The 17,750-nt window shown below is 58.7% G+C and carries 16 protein-coding genes; 4 read left to right on the top strand and 12 right to left on the bottom strand.

The genetic code is table 11. The annotated features are described in order from the left end of the window. Positions 1–63 precede the first annotated feature (63 nt). The 10 genes from pheT to pyk all read right to left on the bottom strand — a co-directional run bounded on the left by pheT (position 64) and on the right by pyk (position 10,863). Positions 64–2,463: a phenylalanine--tRNA ligase subunit beta gene (pheT, locus tag PJL69_RS08035; protein ID WP_271309193.1), complete on the bottom strand. Its 2,400-nt coding sequence runs from the start codon at positions 2,461–2,463 to the stop codon at positions 64–66. 89 nt (positions 2,464–2,552) lie between these two features. Further along, complete coding sequence (locus PJL69_RS08030; RefSeq protein WP_271309192.1) at positions 2,553–3,371, bottom strand: alpha/beta hydrolase family esterase; 819 nt, start codon at positions 3,369–3,371, stop codon at positions 2,553–2,555. A 70-nt stretch (positions 3,372–3,441) separates the two neighbouring features. Next, entirely contained in the window at positions 3,442–4,218 is a 777-nt protein-coding gene (locus PJL69_RS08025; protein WP_271309191.1) for a type 1 glutamine amidotransferase, read from the bottom strand. A gap of 83 nt (positions 4,219–4,301) precedes the next feature. Then, a complete protein-coding gene (pheS, locus tag PJL69_RS08020) occupies positions 4,302–5,372 on the bottom strand; it encodes a phenylalanine--tRNA ligase subunit alpha (RefSeq protein ID WP_271309190.1) in 1,071 nt (356 codons plus the stop codon). 107 nt (positions 5,373–5,479) lie between these two features. Continuing rightward, positions 5,480–7,021: an alanine/glycine:cation symporter family protein gene (locus PJL69_RS08015; protein WP_271309189.1), complete on the bottom strand. Its 1,542-nt coding sequence runs from the start codon at positions 7,019–7,021 to the stop codon at positions 5,480–5,482. Positions 7,022–7,144: 123 nt separating this feature from the next. Beyond that, positions 7,145–8,203, bottom strand: coding sequence for a Hint domain-containing protein (locus PJL69_RS08010; protein WP_271309188.1), 1,059 nt, complete (start codon positions 8,201–8,203; stop codon positions 7,145–7,147). Between the two features lie 243 nt (positions 8,204–8,446). After that, complete coding sequence (gene rplT, locus PJL69_RS08005; protein ID WP_209097083.1) at positions 8,447–8,812, bottom strand: 50S ribosomal protein L20; 366 nt, start codon at positions 8,810–8,812, stop codon at positions 8,447–8,449. Between the two features lie 14 nt (positions 8,813–8,826). Further along, on the bottom strand, positions 8,827–9,027 hold the full coding sequence (rpmI, locus tag PJL69_RS08000) for a 50S ribosomal protein L35 (RefSeq protein ID WP_058241085.1): 201 nt from the start codon (positions 9,025–9,027) through the stop codon (positions 8,827–8,829). 136 nt (positions 9,028–9,163) lie between these two features. After that, positions 9,164–9,388, bottom strand: coding sequence for a hypothetical protein (locus tag PJL69_RS07995; protein ID WP_271309187.1), 225 nt, complete (start codon positions 9,386–9,388; stop codon positions 9,164–9,166). Positions 9,389–9,417: 29 nt separating this feature from the next. Next, on the bottom strand, positions 9,418–10,863 hold the full coding sequence (pyk, locus tag PJL69_RS07990; RefSeq protein WP_209097081.1) for a pyruvate kinase: 1,446 nt from the start codon (positions 10,861–10,863) through the stop codon (positions 9,418–9,420). Positions 10,864–11,032: 169 nt separating this feature from the next. On the opposite strand from pyk, the gene PJL69_RS07985 reads away from it, so the two are divergent. The 3 genes from PJL69_RS07985 to PJL69_RS07975 all read left to right on the top strand — a co-directional run bounded on the left by PJL69_RS07985 (position 11,033) and on the right by PJL69_RS07975 (position 12,491). Next, entirely contained in the window at positions 11,033–11,776 is a 744-nt protein-coding gene (locus PJL69_RS07985) for an N-formylglutamate amidohydrolase (protein ID WP_271309186.1), read from the top strand. A gap of 93 nt (positions 11,777–11,869) precedes the next feature. After that, positions 11,870–12,109, top strand: coding sequence for a DUF6868 family protein (locus PJL69_RS07980; RefSeq protein ID WP_209097079.1), 240 nt, complete (start codon positions 11,870–11,872; stop codon positions 12,107–12,109). A gap of 64 nt (positions 12,110–12,173) precedes the next feature. Further along, the gene (locus PJL69_RS07975) at positions 12,174–12,491 is read left to right on the top strand and encodes a DUF1244 domain-containing protein (RefSeq protein ID WP_271309185.1); all 318 of its coding nucleotides are present in this window, start codon (positions 12,174–12,176) and stop codon (positions 12,489–12,491) included. A 43-nt stretch (positions 12,492–12,534) separates the two neighbouring features. On the opposite strand, the gene PJL69_RS07970 is transcribed toward PJL69_RS07975, so the two are convergent. Then, positions 12,535–13,302 carry a FadR/GntR family transcriptional regulator gene (locus tag PJL69_RS07970; RefSeq protein WP_271309184.1) on the bottom strand — a complete coding sequence of 256 codons (768 nt, stop codon included), beginning with the start codon at positions 13,300–13,302 and terminating at the stop codon, positions 12,535–12,537. Between the two features lie 91 nt (positions 13,303–13,393). After that, the gene (locus PJL69_RS07965) at positions 13,394–13,864 is read right to left on the bottom strand and encodes a GNAT family N-acetyltransferase (protein WP_271309183.1); all 471 of its coding nucleotides are present in this window, start codon (positions 13,862–13,864) and stop codon (positions 13,394–13,396) included. Between the two features lie 337 nt (positions 13,865–14,201). On the opposite strand from PJL69_RS07965, the gene smc reads away from it, so the two are divergent. Further along, the gene (gene smc / locus PJL69_RS07960) at positions 14,202–17,657 is read left to right on the top strand and encodes a chromosome segregation protein SMC (RefSeq protein ID WP_271309182.1); all 3,456 of its coding nucleotides are present in this window, start codon (positions 14,202–14,204) and stop codon (positions 17,655–17,657) included. The last annotated feature ends 93 nt before the right edge of the window (positions 17,658–17,750 follow it).

The raw sequence follows: 17,750 nt of genomic DNA, 5'->3' as shown, positions 1-17,750 counted from the left end.
TAAAAAACGCGCCCGCAAGAGGGATCTCTGCGGGCGCGTGACATGAGGTTTGACCGGGCTTTGTCAGCCGCGCAGCGTACCGCCGGTGGCTTTGCTGACTTTCTCGACGATCTTCGTCGCCACGGCCTCGATATCGGCTTCTTTCAGCGTCTTGTCGGTCGGTTGCAGGCGCACGGTGATTGCGAGGGATTTTTTGCCTTCACCCAACGCGCCACCAATGAACTCGTCAAAGACACGCACGTTTTCGATCAGCGCTTTGTCCGCACCCGCCGCAGCATTCACCAGCGTCAGCGCTTCAACGTCCGCATCCACCACAAAGGCAAAATCGCGTTCCACCGCCTGAAGATCAGACATGGTCACAGCACCTTTTGAGGCGGATTTTTTACGCGGCAGTGGGATTTCCGTGATGTGGATCGCAAAGGCCACAACCGGCCCCTTAACGTTCAGCGCATCCAGCACCTTCGGGTGAATTTCACCAAAGGCACCGAGGGTTTTCTTTGGCCCCAGACCCACTTTGGCGCTGCGGCCCGGATGCCACCAGCCATTGACGCCACGGTTGTAGGTCAGCTTTGCCGGCGCACCTAGCGCTTCCATCACTGCTTCCATATCCGCCTTGGCGTCATAGATATCCACGCCACGGCTTTCGCCATGAATGTCTTTGCCAACGGTGCGGCCCACCAGAATACCGGTCAGCAGGTTTTCCTGCTCACCCGGCTCACCACCGTGGAATACAGCACCACATTCAAACAACGCCATATCCATAAAACCGCGCGCCTGATTGCGGGCGGCGGCCTGTAGCAGACCCGGCAGCAGGGACGGGCGCATGTGGCTCATCTCGCTGGAGATCGGGTTTTCCAGCATGGTCGCATCGCTACCGCCACCAAACAGTTCTGCCGCTGCTTTGTCGATGAAGCTGTAGGTCACACATTCGTTGTAGCCCAGTGCGGCGGTCGTGCGGCGCGCGATCTGTTCGCGTTTCTGCATAGGCGACAGGATTTGCTCTGGCAGACCTGCGGTGGCGCGCGGCATGGGCTTGCCTTCCAGCTTGGTCAGCGAGGCAATACGCGCCACCTCTTCGACCAGATCAGCAGAGCCCCGCACATCCGGGCGCCAGCTCGGCACATGGGCCATGTCGCCCTCGATGGTGAAACCAAGCGCTTCCAAAGTCGCGCGCTGGGTTTCTGCCGGGATTTCCATGCCGACAAGAGACTGCACACGATCTGTGTCGAGCTTATAGGCGCGGGCCACATCTGGCACCGTGCCAGCGGTCACAACCTCAGACGGCTCACCGCCGCACAGCTCGATGATCATCTGGGTCGCGTCATCCAACGCCTGCATATTGTAGGCCGGATCAATGCCGCGCTCGTTGCGATAACGCGCGTCGGTGTTGATCTTCAGACCACGGCCTGTGTAGGCGATCTGAATGTGATCCCACACCGCCGCTTCGAGGAAAACGTTGGTGGTCTCATCCGTACAACCGGTGGGCAGGCCACCCATGATACCGCCGATGGATTCCACGCCCTCGTCATCAGAAATCACCACCATGCCGGGGCCGAAGGTGTATTCTTTTTCATCCAGCCCCATCAGGGTCTCACCACCCTGAGTGCGGTGCACACGCAGGTCGCCTTTGACCTTGTCCGCGTCAAACACATGCAGCGGGCGGTTGCGGTCAAAGGTGAAGAAGTTGGTGATGTCCACCAGCGCAGAAATCGGGCGCAGGCCGATGGCCTTCAGGCGGTCCTGCAACCATTGCGGGGAGGGGCCGTTTTTCACGCCTTTGATCAGACGCCCGCCAAAGACCTCACAGCCATCGGTGGCTGCGTCTTCGTCGATGGTGACAGTGATCGGGCTGGCATAGCTGCCGGTGATTTCTGCGGTTTTGGCAGGCTTCATCTTGCCCAGCCCGCGCGCTGCGAGATCAAGTGCAATGCCGCGCACACCCAGCGCATCCGGGCGGTTTGGCGTGATCGCGATTTCAATCACCGTGTCGACCTTGGATGGATCGTTTGCCGCCAGCCAGTCGATGAATTTGTCACCCACCTCACCGGACGGCAGCTCGATGATGCCATCATGCTCGTCAGAGAGTTCCAGCTCGCGCTCGGAGGCCATCATGCCATAGCTTTCCACGCCGCGGATCTTGCCCACGCTGATGGTGATGTCGAGACCGGGAATATACATACCCGGCTTGCACACCACGACGGTGATGCCTTCGCGTGCGTTGGGCGCGCCACAGATGATCTGCAGCTCACCTTCGTCGGTTTCCACCTTACAGACGCGCAGCTTGTCCGCATCCGGGTGTTTCTCGGCATGCACCACTTTGCCCAGCGTGAAATCGGCCAACCGCTCTGCTGGGTTGAACACATCTTCTACCTCAAGGCCGAGGTCGGTGAGCGCCTCAACAATCTCATCGACGCTTGCGTCGGTCTCTAGGTGGTCTTTCAGCCAAGAAAGCGTGAATTTCATCTGTCCGGTGTCCTATGGCAAGCCATGTTTGTTGCAGCAGGCAATGACAAAGATTGCCCTTATGTGCAAGCCTTGCCGAAAGATCTGGCCTACGGATAGCTGGGCGTGAGGTGCAAAAGTTCGTCCAGCTGACGGCCAATCCACCCATGCGGGATGAAATGTCCGCCCGGATGCAGATCCAATGTCACATCGCCCTGCGCGCAATCCCATGTGGTGCGGCTGAGCGTCAGAAAGCTGCGCACCTGCCAATCGCCCTGATCCATCCTTGCCGTCGCGCAGTCCAAGGCACGCCGCCACAGTGCAACTGGATAAGTCACATCATTCCCCGGTCCCATCGGGAAATCCATCACCGTATCCGCCAACCCATGCACGTGACGAATGTCTCCGGGGGCCTCCGGGCAAGTCTCTGTTTGATCAATGCTGCCCGCAACCGCCAAAAGCGCGGCGACGTCATTGCCGCTTTGGCACGCAAAGCGCCAGGCCATCGCAGAGCCAAAAGAATAGCCTGAGACATAGATTTTCGTTGGGTCAATGGGGTAGCGGCGCGCGACATCCAACAAAACCGCATCTGCAAATGGGACATCCTCGGAGTCAGACTGCCAAAACCGCCAAGTGTTTCGTTCGCCATTTGGGGTCACGAGCAAAACCCCCCGGCGTTTGGTCGATGCACCGACACGCTCAGAGCGTTGCGGATGGATCCCGTTGCGCGACCAGCCATGAAAATGCAGCAGCACCGGCATTGGGCTTTCGCCATCCCAGCCGTCCGGCTCCATCACGTGATAAGACCGCGTACCAAGCGGGCAGGCCACCTCATCGCCACAGGCTGGCGCGTCCCCTTTCCATGGTCCCATGGCAGACGCAGAAGTGGCGGTGAGGAGCGCAGCAAGGATAAAAGACAGTCTTATCATGTGGCTGACCTTAGCCCGCGTGTGTCGGCTGTCACGTCACATGTTTGTGGGGAGTGGGACCGCTGTGTTGTCAGCCCAACGCGCCAATATGGATAAGCCAGTTGGACAGCTCCCGCATGCGCATATGTGGGGACAGATCACCGGCGCGCACGCCCAGCCGTTCTGCTGCGGCTCGATCTGTGTCGGCGCACATCAGATCGGGCACCATGGCGGCATGATCGTCCCGCAGGCTCAAAAATCCGGCAATCCGTCCGATGTCCAGCGCGCTCATTTCAGGGTGGTATTGCACGCCCCAGAAGTTCACGCCGCCCCTGGTATAGGCCATCGCCTGAACCTGTGAGTGGGCATTGAAGGCGAGGATTTCAGCCCCCTCCGGCAGGCGCACCACCTCGTGGGAGTGAATGCAGGGGCTGGAGAGGCCGCAATCGCGCTGGCCAAACATCGGATGCACCCGGCCCGCTTCGGTAAAGGTGACCTGCGCGGCCAGGCCAAACTCCAACCCATTTGGCGAATCGTTCACATGGCCACCCAGTACCGAGGCCGCCAGTTGCATCCCATTGCATGATCCCCAGACCGGCAGGCCAGTGGCAAAGGCTATCTCCATCGCGGCCCGCAACGGTGCCGCGCGCTCATCACAGGTGGTCCAGGCCACCCCGGAACCGGTGAACACAATCCCGTCGACGCCATCAAACACATTTGTTGAGAGGGGGGCGGCATAAGGGGCCACCACCCGCAGTTCCGCCTGTGGGATCAGCGCTTGAAAGGCCTTCAGAAAGTAAGAGGACGCAGACCGGCTTTGTGCCAAAAGATCAGTGGAGTTGCTTTCAACAATAAGGAGGCGTGTCACGGTAGGCTCGTTAGGTGCTGTGAAGTCTGCAAAAATGTAAAGAGCGCCCGCAGGCGCTCTAAAGTCATAAATGTGGGGTGTTCTTAACGATTCAAACCGCCGTGCAGCGTTGGCTGATCCAGCGAGGCAAAGCCGTAGTGGCGCAGCCAGCGCAGGTCGCTGTCAAAGAAGGCGCGCAGATCGGGGATGCCGTACTTCAGCATCGCCAGACGGTCGATGCCGATGCCAAAGGCAAAGCCCTGATATTCGTTTGGATCAATGCCACCTGCCTCAAGCACCTTGGGGTGCACCATGCCGGAGCCAAGCACTTCGAGCCAATCGTCGCCTTCGCCCACCTTCACCGTTCCGCCTTCCCAGCTGCACTGAATGTCCACCTCGGCAGAGGGTTCCGTGAACGGGAAGTGGGAGGCGCGGAAGCGGGTTTTCACCTCGGTGCCAAAGAAGGCAGAGAAGAATTCTTCCAACACCCATTTCAGGTTCGCCATGGAGATGTCGCGGCCCAAAGCCAGCCCTTCGACCTGATGGAACATCGGCGTGTGGGTCTGGTCATAGTCCGCACGGTACACACGACCGGGGCAGATGATGCGGATCGGCGCGCCGGTTTTCTCCATCGAGCGGATCTGCACCGGGCTGGTGTGGGTGCGCAGCACATGTGGCGCGCGCTCGTCCCCTTCGGCGCGATGGGTGTAGAACGTATCCATCTCGGCACGGGCCGGATGGTGGCCGGGGATGTTCAGCGCATCAAAGTTGTACCAGTCGGTTTCGATCTGCGGCCCTTCGGCCACGGCAAATCCCATATCGGCAAAGATCGCGGTGACCTCTTCGGTCACTTGGCTGATCGGGTGAATTGTGCCCACACGGCGGTTGCGCGCAGGCAGCGTCACATCCAGCCATTCGGTGGCCAGACGCGCATCCAGCGCCGCATCCGCCAGCGCAACTTTCTTGGCGGCCAGAGCCGAGTTGATCTCGTTCTTCAGCGCGTTCAGCGCCGGGCCAGCCACCTGACGCTCTTCTGGGGTCATCTTGCCCAGCTCGCGCATTTTCTGGCTGACTTCGCCCTTTTTGCCAACGGCCTGCAGGCGCAGCTCTTCCAGAGCGGCTTCATCCGCAGCGGCGGCAATGGCGTCGATGTATTTGATGCGCAGATCGTCCATGACAGGGCTGTCCCAAGTGAAGAAATTACCGCAGACCTCCTACCACAAGGTCTGTTGATTGCAAGCGTCGAGGCACAGGGCCCCCGCAGGGGCCCCGGCCTAAAGCGTTATTTCCAGATCTCAGCGTCCACACCGCGCGCAATCTTTGCGTGGTCAGAAATGCTGAAGTTTGGCGTTTTGCCGGCTTTGCGCTGAGTTTGGTAGTCACGCGCAACCCGCGCCACCACCGGCGACAACAGCGCAAGCGCCACAAGATTGAACAGCGCCATGATCCCGATGGCCATATCTGCCGCGTTAAACACCACGGCCACAGACTGGCCTGCACCCCAGAATACAAACAGCATCACGCCAACGCGCAGCAAGGTCAGTTGCTTTTTTTCTGCCTGGTTGAGGAACGCCATGCCGCTTTCGGCATATCCGTAGCAGGCGATGATGGTGGTGAATGCGAACAACAACACTGCGATGGCGATAAAGTAGGTGCCAAATGGGCCAAGGAAAGCCGCCGCTGCCTGTTGAGTCATGGCGATGCCTTCCAAAGCGTTACCCTCTGCATCAACCATTTTATGTGCGCCTGATACAATGATCATGACGGCTGTCGCGGTGCACACAAGGATGGTGTCGATAAACACACCAAAGGCCTGCACGAAACCTTGAGAGGCAGGGTGATTTGGCACCGGCGTTGCAGCCGCGGCGATGTTTGGGGCAGAGCCCATGCCCGCTTCGTTTGAGAACAGGCCACGTTTCACACCGTTGAGAAGGGCCGCGGTCATTCCGCCCGCCGCACCGCCCGCCGCCTCTTCAAGACCGAAGGCGCCGCGTATGATTTGTGCCAACACGCTTGGGATTTCAGTGAAATTGGTTGCGAGAATATAAAGCGCGACCAGCATGTAAGCCCCGGCCATGAGCGGCACCAGAAGTTCGGCAACACGTGTGATGGAACGGATGCCCCCAAAGATGACCATCCCGGTGGCTGCAGCAATCACCAGCCCTGTTGCGGTTTTCGGGATTTCGAAGGCTTCATTCATTGCCTGTGCAATTGAGTTGGATTGCACCGCGTTGACCACAAGGCCGAAGGCATAGATCAGGAAGATCGAAAAGATGATGCCAAGCCAGCGCATATTCAGGCCGCGGGCAATGTAAAACGCGGGGCCGCCACGATAGGTGCCGCCGGGACCGCGTGTTTTGTATAGCTGGGCGAGCGTTGATTCTGAAAAGGAAGTGGCCATTCCCACCAGCGCGACAATCCACATCCAGAAAATCGCACCAGGTCCACCGAGGGAGATTGCAACGGCCACACCGGCGAGGTTGCCCGTGCCGATACGTGATGCGAGGCTGACCGACAGCGCCTGAAATGGCGAAATACCTGCGCCATCAGTTTCTCGAGACGCCACCGTCAGGCGCAATTGATCGCGAAAGCTGGTAAACTGAACGAAACGCAGGCGGACCGTGAAAAACAGACCGGCCCCGATTAGGAGGTAGATCAACAGATACCCCCAAAGAACCCCATTGGTGGTGTTCACAGCGGTTTCCAGCATCGGAACGAGCGTGTTTGTAAAAGAGGCGAAGACGCCTCCGGTTTCGGCGGCGTGGGCAGTGGTTTCCATGATCGTCCTGTGTCGTTGGCGCAGCGTCGCTGCGGGGTCGAGCATGTAGATCTGCGGCCCGACTCAAATTTCGGCGCCTCCTTACCTCCGTCGCAAGGTGGGGGGAATGGGGATCCCCTCACTTTGCGTTGTTTTTTTGCTCAAAAGGGCGGATGAGGGGATAAAAAATCAACCGGAGCGTACCAAAAGCGGCCCTAAGCTCGCTTTAGACGTCGGGTGGCTGTTGCGGCCATAGACATGAACCTCTGTTGCCAATTCGGGAAAATGGGCAAACATCTCGGCACGGCCCGCTTGTGCGCAATAGGCTTCAGGCTCTGCGTCGGGATGGAAACATTGGCTCAGCACTCCGTCACCGCTAACGATCTGCGGGGCATCAAAGGCAAGGTGATAATAGGTGATCTGGTCACTCGGGCCGATGCGGACGTCACAGTTGTCGACAAGTGCCTTGGCTGGCACCAGGATCTCCGTTTCCCCATAAATCAGTTCTGCGCGCCATCCAGTCAGCAGCACCAGATGATCGGGGGCGACAAGATGCGGCCTGAAGGCGCCAAAGGTGTCGTGGGCGATCTGAACAGGCGCAAACTGACCCCGCGCTGGCAACGTGCGTTTGCCGATCCACTGTAGGGGTTGAAGCGCGTTGTCGCGGGTCCAAATCTGGTCCCCCTCCTTAAGGGTTTCGATCAGTTGAAAGCCCACTGCAGTGCGAATCCGCGTGCCCGCGCCAAAGCATGCCAAGCCGCCCGTTGTGCGTATTTTTGCAATTGGCGGCGTTGGGAGATCGGGCTGATCAGGGATCTCAAGCGCAGGCGCAGCCCAAGCAGTGCGCGCTGCGGCGCGCGAAGAAATCGCGCCAGCCGCTGCGCCATCGACCGCCTCAATTGGGATGCTGTTGCTGCGCGTGTCAACAAAGCAAACGACGCGCCCGGATATCAGATCGGTCAGCGCAACGGCTGAGACACGTCTGCTACGGTCATCGGGGGCAAACAACACAGGAAACCGCGATGCAGAGATCACATAGCATTGCTTGTTTGAGTTTGGCAGCGTCGACGACAGCACGCCGCTCTCCGTCAGTGCGATCTCTGTCCGTGTGGTGCCATCTGTTTGGTAGCAGGAAACAATGAAACCTGCCGCGTTTTCTGTGTGATCCAAAACCACTTCAATAAAATCTTCGACCCCGGCTGGGTGAACCAAGTCATTTGAAAAATGCAGCTCGCTGATACGCGCCATGTAAACCTCCAGATACCAATACGCTTGCGGCAACACACGCCACGAGGGCAATCTTGGGGGTGAAATGGTAAACAATTGGTAATCTGTTTTTCTTTTGTTCTGATTTGTTCTCCTAAGATGTTTGATATGTTCCTGTTTTTTTCATGTGGAAACGTGACACCACGTCCTCAGATCGTGGGATCTAACAAGCAAAAAGGCCCGGAACTTGCGTTCCGAGCCTTTTCAATCTGCTGTCGCTTTGGCTTATGCAGCCAGAGCAGCTTTCGCTTGATCCACGATCGCAGTGAACGCTTCGGGCTCATGCACGGCCAGGTCGGCCAGAACCTTACGGTCCACTTCGATGCCAGCCAGTGTCAGGCCGTTGATGAAGCGGGAATATGTCAGTGCTTCGTCGTGTGCGCGGACAGCAGCGTTGATACGCTGGATCCAGAGCGCACGGAAATTACGCTTCCGGTTCTTACGGTCACGAGTTGCGTACTGGTTCGCCTTGTCGACGGCCTGACGTGCGACCTTGAAGGTGTTTTTACGACGGCCGTAATAGCCTTTTGCGGCCTTGACGACTTTTTTGTGACGGGCGTGGGTTACGGTACCACCTTTAACGCGGGACATATATCAATCTCCTCTTAGCGGTCGTAGGGCATGAAGCCCTTGACGATCTTGGCGTCCGGTGCGGACAGCGTTGTGGTGCCGCGTGCGTCACGCAGGAATTTGTTGGTGCGTTTGATCATGCCGTGGCGCTTACCGGCTTGGCCGGCTTTCACTTTGCCAGAGGCAGTGACCTTAAAGCGCTTTTTTGCGCTCGACTTGGTCTTCATCTTAGGCATTTCCGTCTCCTTTGTATTCGGTCGGTGACAAACGCGACTCGGCATGCCATCCAGCCGGTCGCGCGAATAGAGGCGCCGTATAGAGCGGCTCTGACTTTGGTGCAAGGGGGAATTCGCTGATTTGGCGCGGAAAACCTCAGTGCAGGATATCGGCAATCACGCGCACCACAACATCTGGTAAACCAAGCAGGCTGTAGCGCTCCGGATGAAGCAGTATCGTCGTGGCGATGCCAGCAGCACAAAGTGCGAACATCGCAAAGGATACTTTGGGCAAACGATTGTCTGCATAGGCGGAAATCATGGCTGGGATGGCAAACACCCCAACCACAAGCCCGATGGTGATCATATAATCGGTGATCATTTTTTGGCCCGGTTGATTGCCGGCTGACGCTACTCTGAATCGACGTTGAAGATCAAACGCTCGTCACAGGGCGAAACGCGCAGAATGTTCGTTGTGCCCGGTACGTTGAAGGGCAAGCCTGCCGTGACGACGATCTGATCGCTTTCCTGCGCATAGCCCAGATCACGCGCGGCGCGGGCCGACGCCACAACCGCCATTTTAAAGCGGCTGACGTTAGATGTGATCACGCAGTTGGTGCCCCAGCTCAGCGCCAGACGTCGCGCGGTTCCGCGCAGGCTGGTCATGGCGATGATCGGCACGCGTGGACGTTCGCGCGCAATCAGCAGGGCAGTTGTGCCAGATTGGCTGAAACAGCAGATTGCGGCCACCTGTGTGGTTTCTGCAATCTCCCGTGCCGCGGCCACGATCGCATCCGCCACACCCGTGCGTGGCTGCGTGCGGCTTGCCTCGATGATTTCGCGGTAGGTCGGGTCGTTTTCCACCTCGACGGCCACGTTGTTCATCGTGGTCACCGCTTCAATTGGATAGTCGCCTGCCGCAGATTCAGCAGACAGCATGATGGCGTCTGACCCTTCATAGATCGCGGTCGCAACGTCAGAGATCTCTGCGCGGGTTGGCATCGGGCTTTCGATCATGCTTTCCAGCATCTGCGTCGCAACGATCACCGGTTTCGCCACATGGCGGCATTTCCGCACCAGGCGCTTCTGGATCGGGGGCACCGCACTGACGGGCAGCTCAACACCCAGGTCGCCACGGGCAACCATGATCCCGTCAGACACCGCCAGAATATCGTCGAACGCTTCGACAGCAGCGGGCTTTTCAATCTTCGACAGGATGGCCGCACGCCCTTGGGCCAGCTCCCGTGCTTCTGTCACATCTTCAGGGCGCTGTACAAAGGACAGCGCCAGCCAGTCCACGCCCAGTCCACAGACAAATTCCAGATCATCGCGGTCTTTGTCAGAAAGCGCGGCCAGCGGCAGCACCACATCCGGCACATTCACGCCTTTGCGGTTGGAGATTGTGCCCCCCGTGGTCACGACACAATTGGCAAAGTCATCGCCGCAGTCTTCGACTTGCAGGCGGATTTTACCGTCATTCACCAAAAGGTTCGCGCCAGGCTTCAGCGCGGCAAAAATTTCAGGATGTGGCAGGCAGACGCGATTGATGTCGCCTTCAGCCTTGTCCAGATCAAGCCGGAACTTGGCCCCATCTTCCAGATCTTCTGCACCATTGGCAAAAACACCCACCCGAAGCTTTGGTCCCTGCAGGTCCGCCAGAATGGCAATCGGGCTTTGCAGGTCCTTTTCCACCTGCCGGATAATGCGGTGCTTTTCGCGGATTTCCTCGTGGCTGCCGTGGCTCATATTGAGACGGAACACATCTGCACCCGCTTCATGCAAAGCGCGGATCATGTCGTAGGTTTCAGAGGCAGGGCCCAAAGTGGCCACGATTTTCACGTTTCTCAGTCGTCTCATGATCGGTCTTTCTTTGCTTTGCCTGCCCAGCGGCAGGCGGTCTCACCCATCTGGCAAGTCTCGCGCTTTGCGCTACCTGTTAACGCTAACAAATGCAAGTTTTACCTCGGGCGGAATTCCCTTTTGCCTTGAATTCTCTTAACTCTCAGCAAAAAGCAATGACAGACCCATGACATATACTCCGTTTTCCACATTTGGCGAAGACCGCACCGCGCGCTGGCTGATCACATGTGATCATGCCTCCAACCACGTGCCCAGCGACATTGCAGGGGGTGACCTCGGCCTGCCCGCCGAAGATATGGCGCGTCATATTGCCTATGATGTCGGTGCGCGGGGCACCTCGATGCGCCTTGGGGAGCTCTTGGATGCACCCGTCATCTGCACCAATTTTTCGCGCCTGTGTATCGATCCAAATCGCGGCCTGGACGACCCGACATTGGTGATGCGTCTTTATGATGGCACCATCATTCCCGGCAATCGCGATGTGGATGATGCGGAAATTGCACGCAGGGTGGCCACGCACTACAGGCCATATCACGACGCTCTGGAGGCCCTCGCGGCTGGGCGGCAGGCGCCGATTATCATTGCCCTGCATAGTTTTTCTCCGCAGCTCAAAGGGCGCGCGCCACGGCCTTGGGAAATTGGCGTGCTGCACGCCAAGCCCGAAGACCGTTTTGGCCACGCGCTGTTGAGCCGCCTGTCTCGTGAACAGGATCTGACCGTAGGCGACAATGAGCCCTATGATGGCGATCTGCCCGGTGACAGCATTGATCAGCATGCCTTGCAGTCACAGCGCCTGAATGCGCTGATCGAACTGCGCAACGATGAAATCGAGACCGAAGCACAGCAAAACGCATGGGCGGAACGTCTCGCCACATTGCTGCAGGACACACTCACGGAAAGCGGGTTGTAGCGCAGATTGTATCTGTGCCTCTTCCTTGCGTCAGAGCGCTGAGGTCAGCATATATTGTGTGACCCACAAGTGCTGCCGAAAAGGAGGCTGAACATGACCCATGACATGCTCACAAGTTTCTTTGGATGGATGTCGGTTATCCATATTGGGGTGCTGTTGGCGGCGTCCTTGGCCATTTTCGGGATGCAGGGCAAGGTGGCTGCAATCCATGCGCGCTTGACCGGTGTGTCCCACGACAGGTTGCCCGCGCTCTATTTTCAGTGGCTTGGCACCTACAAACTGTTGATCTTCGTATTTGCGCTGGTGCCTTGGATCGCGTTGAAATTGCTGTGAGTGTATTGTCGCCCATGTGTGGGCTTGCTACGCCATAAACAAAATATGCTCTGAGGAGAGTGACATGGACGAACAGACCCAAATCGAACTTGAGGCTGCGGCCTTCCGCACATTGCGTGCACATCTGATGGAAAAGCGCACCGATGTTCAGAACATCGACATGATGAACCTGGCTGGTTTCTGCCGCAATTGTCTGTCGCGCTGGTATCAGGAAGCCGCCAATGAGCGTGGCATCGAGATGGGCAAAGACGAAGCGCGCGAGATTTTCTACGGCATGACAATGGCAGAGTGGAAAGCCAACTATCAGACAGAGGCCAGCACGGCCCAGCAGAAAGACTTCGAAAAGTCCTTTGCTGAAAACGTCGGCAACGAGACCAAGTAAGGCGATCTGATTGAGCGCTGACAAAGCCGCTGGGGGAGTGGTCTTAGCGGCTTAATTCATGCTCGTAGCGCTGTTTTGCAATCTCTTCGTTCTGGGCAGATTTCTTGTAGTTCGACAGGGCCGATTCCACATAATCCAGATGCGCAATCACAGCATTGCGTGATCCCTGCGCATCTCGTGCTTGAAGCGCTGAGTTGATAGCGCGGTGTTGTTCCAGCAGCTCACTGCGTGTGGTGCGCTGTTTGAACATGATCATCCGATTGTAGAACACGCCTTCGCGCAGCAGCTGATACATTGAACGCATCATATGCAGCATGATCACATTGTGGCTCGCCTCAATGATAGCGAGATGGAAATCCGCATCCAGCTGCGCCTCATCGGTCGGATTGCGCTTGGGGTGGGCGGCTTCCATCTTGTCAAACACCGCCTGAATGACCTGCAAATCCGTGTCGGAGGCAAATGTTGCCGCCCGCTCCGCTGCCAGACCTTCCATGTCTCGGCGAAAGGCGATGTAGTCAAACACCGCCTCATCATGCGCGGAAAAAAGCTGCACAAGCGCATCAGAAAAGGCGCTGCCCAAGACGTCCGCCACAAAAATGCCCGCCCCGGCTTTGGAGGTCAGCAACCCTTTGTCCTGCAAGGTGGCAATGGCTTCCCGCAGGCTGGGACGGGAGACGCCCAGACGGTCGCTCAATTCCCGTTCCGCTGGAAGCCGTTCTCCGGGCCGCAAAATCCCGCGTAAGATCAGAAGCTCGATCTGACGCACGACTGAGGTGGAGAGTTTTTCCGGTTGAACCTTCTGAAACGGCATGGCTTTCCTTTCGCTCAAAATGAGCGCATCAAACTGGTCAGGTAATTTGACCACGCCGCGCGGCGGAGGGCAAGCCCTGCTGCGTCTCCCGTCAATCGAGTGTTTTTGTCATAAAGATAGAAGAACTGTTGGCTTCATACTCGCCAAACGGTCCGCAATCGACAAACCCATGGGCCCGATACAGGCTGTGTGCCTCTGTCAGCTTGTCGCCGGTTTCAAGTTTGATTTCCGCCAAGCCCTGCGCGCGCGCCGCTGCATCCAGGTGCTGCATAAGCTTGTGGGAAATGCCTTTGCCACGTGCTGCGGGATCCACAAACATGGATTTGATCTCGCCATACGCCCCTTTGTTGGCCAGTGCGACACATCCAAGCGTTGTGTCTCCTTCCTTGGCCACCAGAAAGCGGATGGAGGGGATGCACAGCTCGTCAATCGAAAGGTAGTGGTTTTCTTCTTCTGAAAACAACTGCTGCATCAGCGCATGACTGGCCTGCAACAGCGCAGTGGCCTGTGGCTCGCGCGGATCGCCTGCAACCACGTCTATACCGTTCGAATTTTGTGACATTATGTAATCTCCCCTCACGTATCTCACCATCTATCTGGCAGTGGACGGCAAGGCTGTCCAGCACTGTGCAAATCCACGGCCCAAAACATGTCACCCTAGGACAGCATTGCGCACAAAGCGCACATGATGTCAGCACGTCCGGCGAAGGCGGTGCTGCGCTTGGGCGGGATGGGGCAGCTGCGTTTCAACCTCTGTGTCTTGGAGGGGTGCCGATATCTTGTGGATAAGTCTGCCTGCCTCGCCATATCCTGTGGTTTGCCGTTGACTCAACGCCACAAGGCTCTGCAGACTCCTTGAAACCATAGGAATCACCCCAGAAACAAGGACCGCAGAGCATTTGCGCTTCTCCAAACTCAGACTGACCGGCTTCAAAAGCTTCGTGGACCCCACCGATCTGATCATCGCGGATGGTCTCACTGGCGTTGTCGGGCCCAATGGCTGCGGCAAGTCCAATCTGCTGGAAGCGCTGCGCTGGGTTATGGGGGAAAACCGTCCCAAAGCCATGCGCGGTGGCGGTATGGAAGACGTGATTTTTGCCGGGGCCGCCACGCGGCCTGCGCGCAACTTCGCAGAAGTTTCCTTGCAGATCGACAATTCTGAACGCCTAGCACCAGCCGGGTTTAACGATGATGATGCGCTCGACATCGTGCGCCGCATCACCCGCGATGTGGGCAGCGCCTATAAGGTGAACACCAAAGACGTGCGCGCCCGCGATGTGCAGATGCTCTTTGCCGATGCCTCCACCGGGGCGCATTCCCCCGCATTGGTGCGTCAGGGCCAGATTGCCGAGCTGATCAATTCCAAACCCAAAGCGCGCCGCCGCATTCTGGAAGAGGCGGCAGGGATTTCTGGCCTCTATCAGCGTCGCCATGAGGCGGAGTTAAAGCTCAAAGGCGCCGAAACCAACCTTGCGCGGGTTGATGACGTGATCGAGCAATTGGCCAATCAACTGAGCCAACTCGCCCGGCAGGCCCGACAGGCCGCACGTTACCGCGCCATCGGTGATGAACTGCGTCAGGCTGAGGGTCTGTTGCTCTATCGGCGCTGGCGTGAGGCGGATGATGCGCGTGCCAAAGCGGATGATGAGTTGCGCGAACGCACCACACAGGCCAGTCAGGCTGAGGTCGCGGCCCGCGCTGCAGCCAAAGAACGTGTCGCCTGTGATGATGTGGTTCCCGGAAAGCGCGAAGAAGAGGCCATTGCCTCCGCGGTCCTGCAACGTCTGCAGGTGCAGCGCGACAGCCTGAATGATCAAGAAGCCCATGCGCTTCAGATCATCGAAACCCTGAAAAACCGCATCTTGCAACTGAGCCGGGATATGGAGCGCGAGGCGGGCCTGAACCGCGATGCGGGCGACACCATCGAGCGGCTGGAATGGGAACAGCGGGAGTTGGCCAAAGCCAGCGAAGGCCACGCCGAAAAGCTTGAGTCTGCCTCAGATGAAGCCCGCGAAGCCGCCAGTGTGCTTCAGGAACGTGAGGCAGAGCTGTCTCAGCTCACCGAAGACGTGGCCCGCCTCGCAGCGCGGCATCAGTCGGCACAGCGCTTGCTGCATGACAGCCAGAAGACCCAAGACAAAAGCGAAGCCGAAGCCGCCCGTGCTCGTGATGCTGTGGCCGAGTCCAAAGAGACACTGAGCCGCGCCGCCGAAGAGCTGGAGCTTGCCCGCGAGGCCGAAGAAGAAGCGATTGAAGCAGCCCAAGATGCCGAGGAGCGTCTGGCCGAAGTTGAAGAAGAGCGGGCAGACACCCAGTCACGCGAAGCAGATGCCCGCGCCGAACGCTCCGAGGCCGAAGGCGAGTTGAACGCCTTGCGCGCAGAAACCACGGCCCTGGCCAAACTTGTGGAGCGTGACACCGCCGAAGGCGGGCAAATCCTTGATCGTCTGCAGGTGCAACAGGGCTTTGAAAAAGCGCTGGGCGCGGCCCTGGCCGATGATCTGCGTGCCCCGGAAGTCGAAGAAGATGGCCCATCGGGCTGGTTTGTGCTGCCGCCCTACGAAGCGCTGCAACCTCTGCCCGATGGCGTCACGTCGCTGGTGGAACATGTCTCCGTGCCCGAGGTGCTGGAGCGCCGCATGAGTCAGATCGGCCTTGTCTCCAACGAGGATGCGCTGCGCCTGCAGCCGCTTTTGCAACCCGGCCAGCGCCTCGTGTCACTGGAGGGCGATCTGTGGCGCTGGGACGGCTATCGCGCCTGGGCCGAAGATGCGCCAAGCGCCGCGGCGCTGCGCCTGCAACAACTCAACCGACTGGAAGAGCTCAAGCAAGCCATGGCCAGCGCCACCGCGCGCACCGATGGCGCGGTGGACGCTCATGAGACCTTGCAAAACCGCCTGCGCGAACTCTCTGATATTGATCAGGCCGCGCGCGAGGCCCGCCGTGCGGCGGATCGGGCCGTGGCGGATGCCAACCGTGCCCTGAGCCGCGCAGAGGCGGATCGCAATTTGGCCGAAGGCAGGCTCGAAAGCCTTGGTCTTGCGGTCACACGCCACGAAGAAGAGGCCATGACAGCCCGCGCGCAGGTCAATGAGGCAGAGCGCGCTCTGGCCGATCTCGGCGATCTGGATGCCGCACGTCAGGATGTAGAGGACATCAAAATGACGGTTGAGGCCGCCCGCATCATGATGATGTCGCGCCGCTCCGCCCATGACGAGCTGCGCCGCGAAGGCGAGGCCCGCCTCAAGCGCTCTCAGGAAGTGATCCAAGAGATCAGCGGCTGGCGCCACCGTCTGGACACCGCCGAAAAACGCATCAGTGAACTGGCAGAACGCAAAGAGATCTCTGAGGAAGAGTTGATTGATGCGGGGGCCGCACCAGAAGAGATCGCCGCCAAACGCGAAGAGCTCTCTGACGCAATTGAGGCCGCCGAAGAGCGCCGCCGCATCGCCGCCGATGCGCTGGCGGAGGCAGAAACAGCGCTGCGCACCGCTGAGCACGCCGAACGTGACGCGGAACGTGCGGCGAGTGAGGCCCGTGAGGCCCGCGCGCGGTCAGAGGCCCGCGCCGATGCCGCACGTGAAACCGTATCCTACGCCGCAGAGCGCATTCGCGAAGACCAGGATGTGACACCTGCCGCCCTGCTCGAACGCCTCGCGGTAGATACGGACAAGATGCCCGATGCAGGGGAGATTGAAGCTGACGTGAACCGCCTGAAACGTCAGCGTGATAGCCTTGGCGCGGTCAACCTACGGGCTGAGGAAGACGCCAAAGAGGTACAGGAAGAGCATGATGCGCTGACCAGCGAGAAAACCGATCTCGAAGCGGCGATCAGCACTCTGCGCAGCGGCATTGCCAGCCTCAACAAAGAGGGGCGCGAACGCCTGCTGACCGCCTTTGAACAGGTCAACAGCAACTTCTCCCTCCTGTTCCGCCATCTGTTTGGCGGCGGCGAGGCCAATCTGGTGCTTGTGGAAAGTGACGACCCGCTGGAGGCTGGACTCGAAATCATGTGTCAGCCGCCGGGCAAAAAGCTCTCCACACTGTCGCTTCTGTCAGGGGGGGAGCAGACCCTCACCGCTATGGCGCTGATTTTTGCGGTGTTCTTGGCCAACCCTGCGCCGATCTGTGTGCTGGATGAGGTCGACGCGCCGCTGGATGATGCCAACGTCACGCGCTTCTGTGACTTGCTTGATGAAATGTGCCGCCGCACCAACACACGTTTCCTGATCATCACCCACCACGCCGTCACCATGGCCCGCATGGACCGCCTGTTTGGCGTGACCATGGTGGAGCAGGGCGTGAGCCAGCTGGTGTCGGTTGATCTCAAAGCGGCGGAAACGCTGGTCGCTTAAGGGGGAGGGGCCAGCCCCTCCGGCCCGCACGCGGGCCTCCTCCCCGGGATATTTGCCGAATAAGAAAGCTCTCACTGCATTGTGACAGGGCAA

The organism is Shimia sp. MMG029 (assembly GCF_027947445.1).
Lineage (GTDB): Bacteria > Pseudomonadota > Alphaproteobacteria > Rhodobacterales > Rhodobacteraceae > Shimia.
Note: the sequence above shows the minus strand (reverse complement) of the source record. Positions and strands in the feature narration are given on the sequence as shown.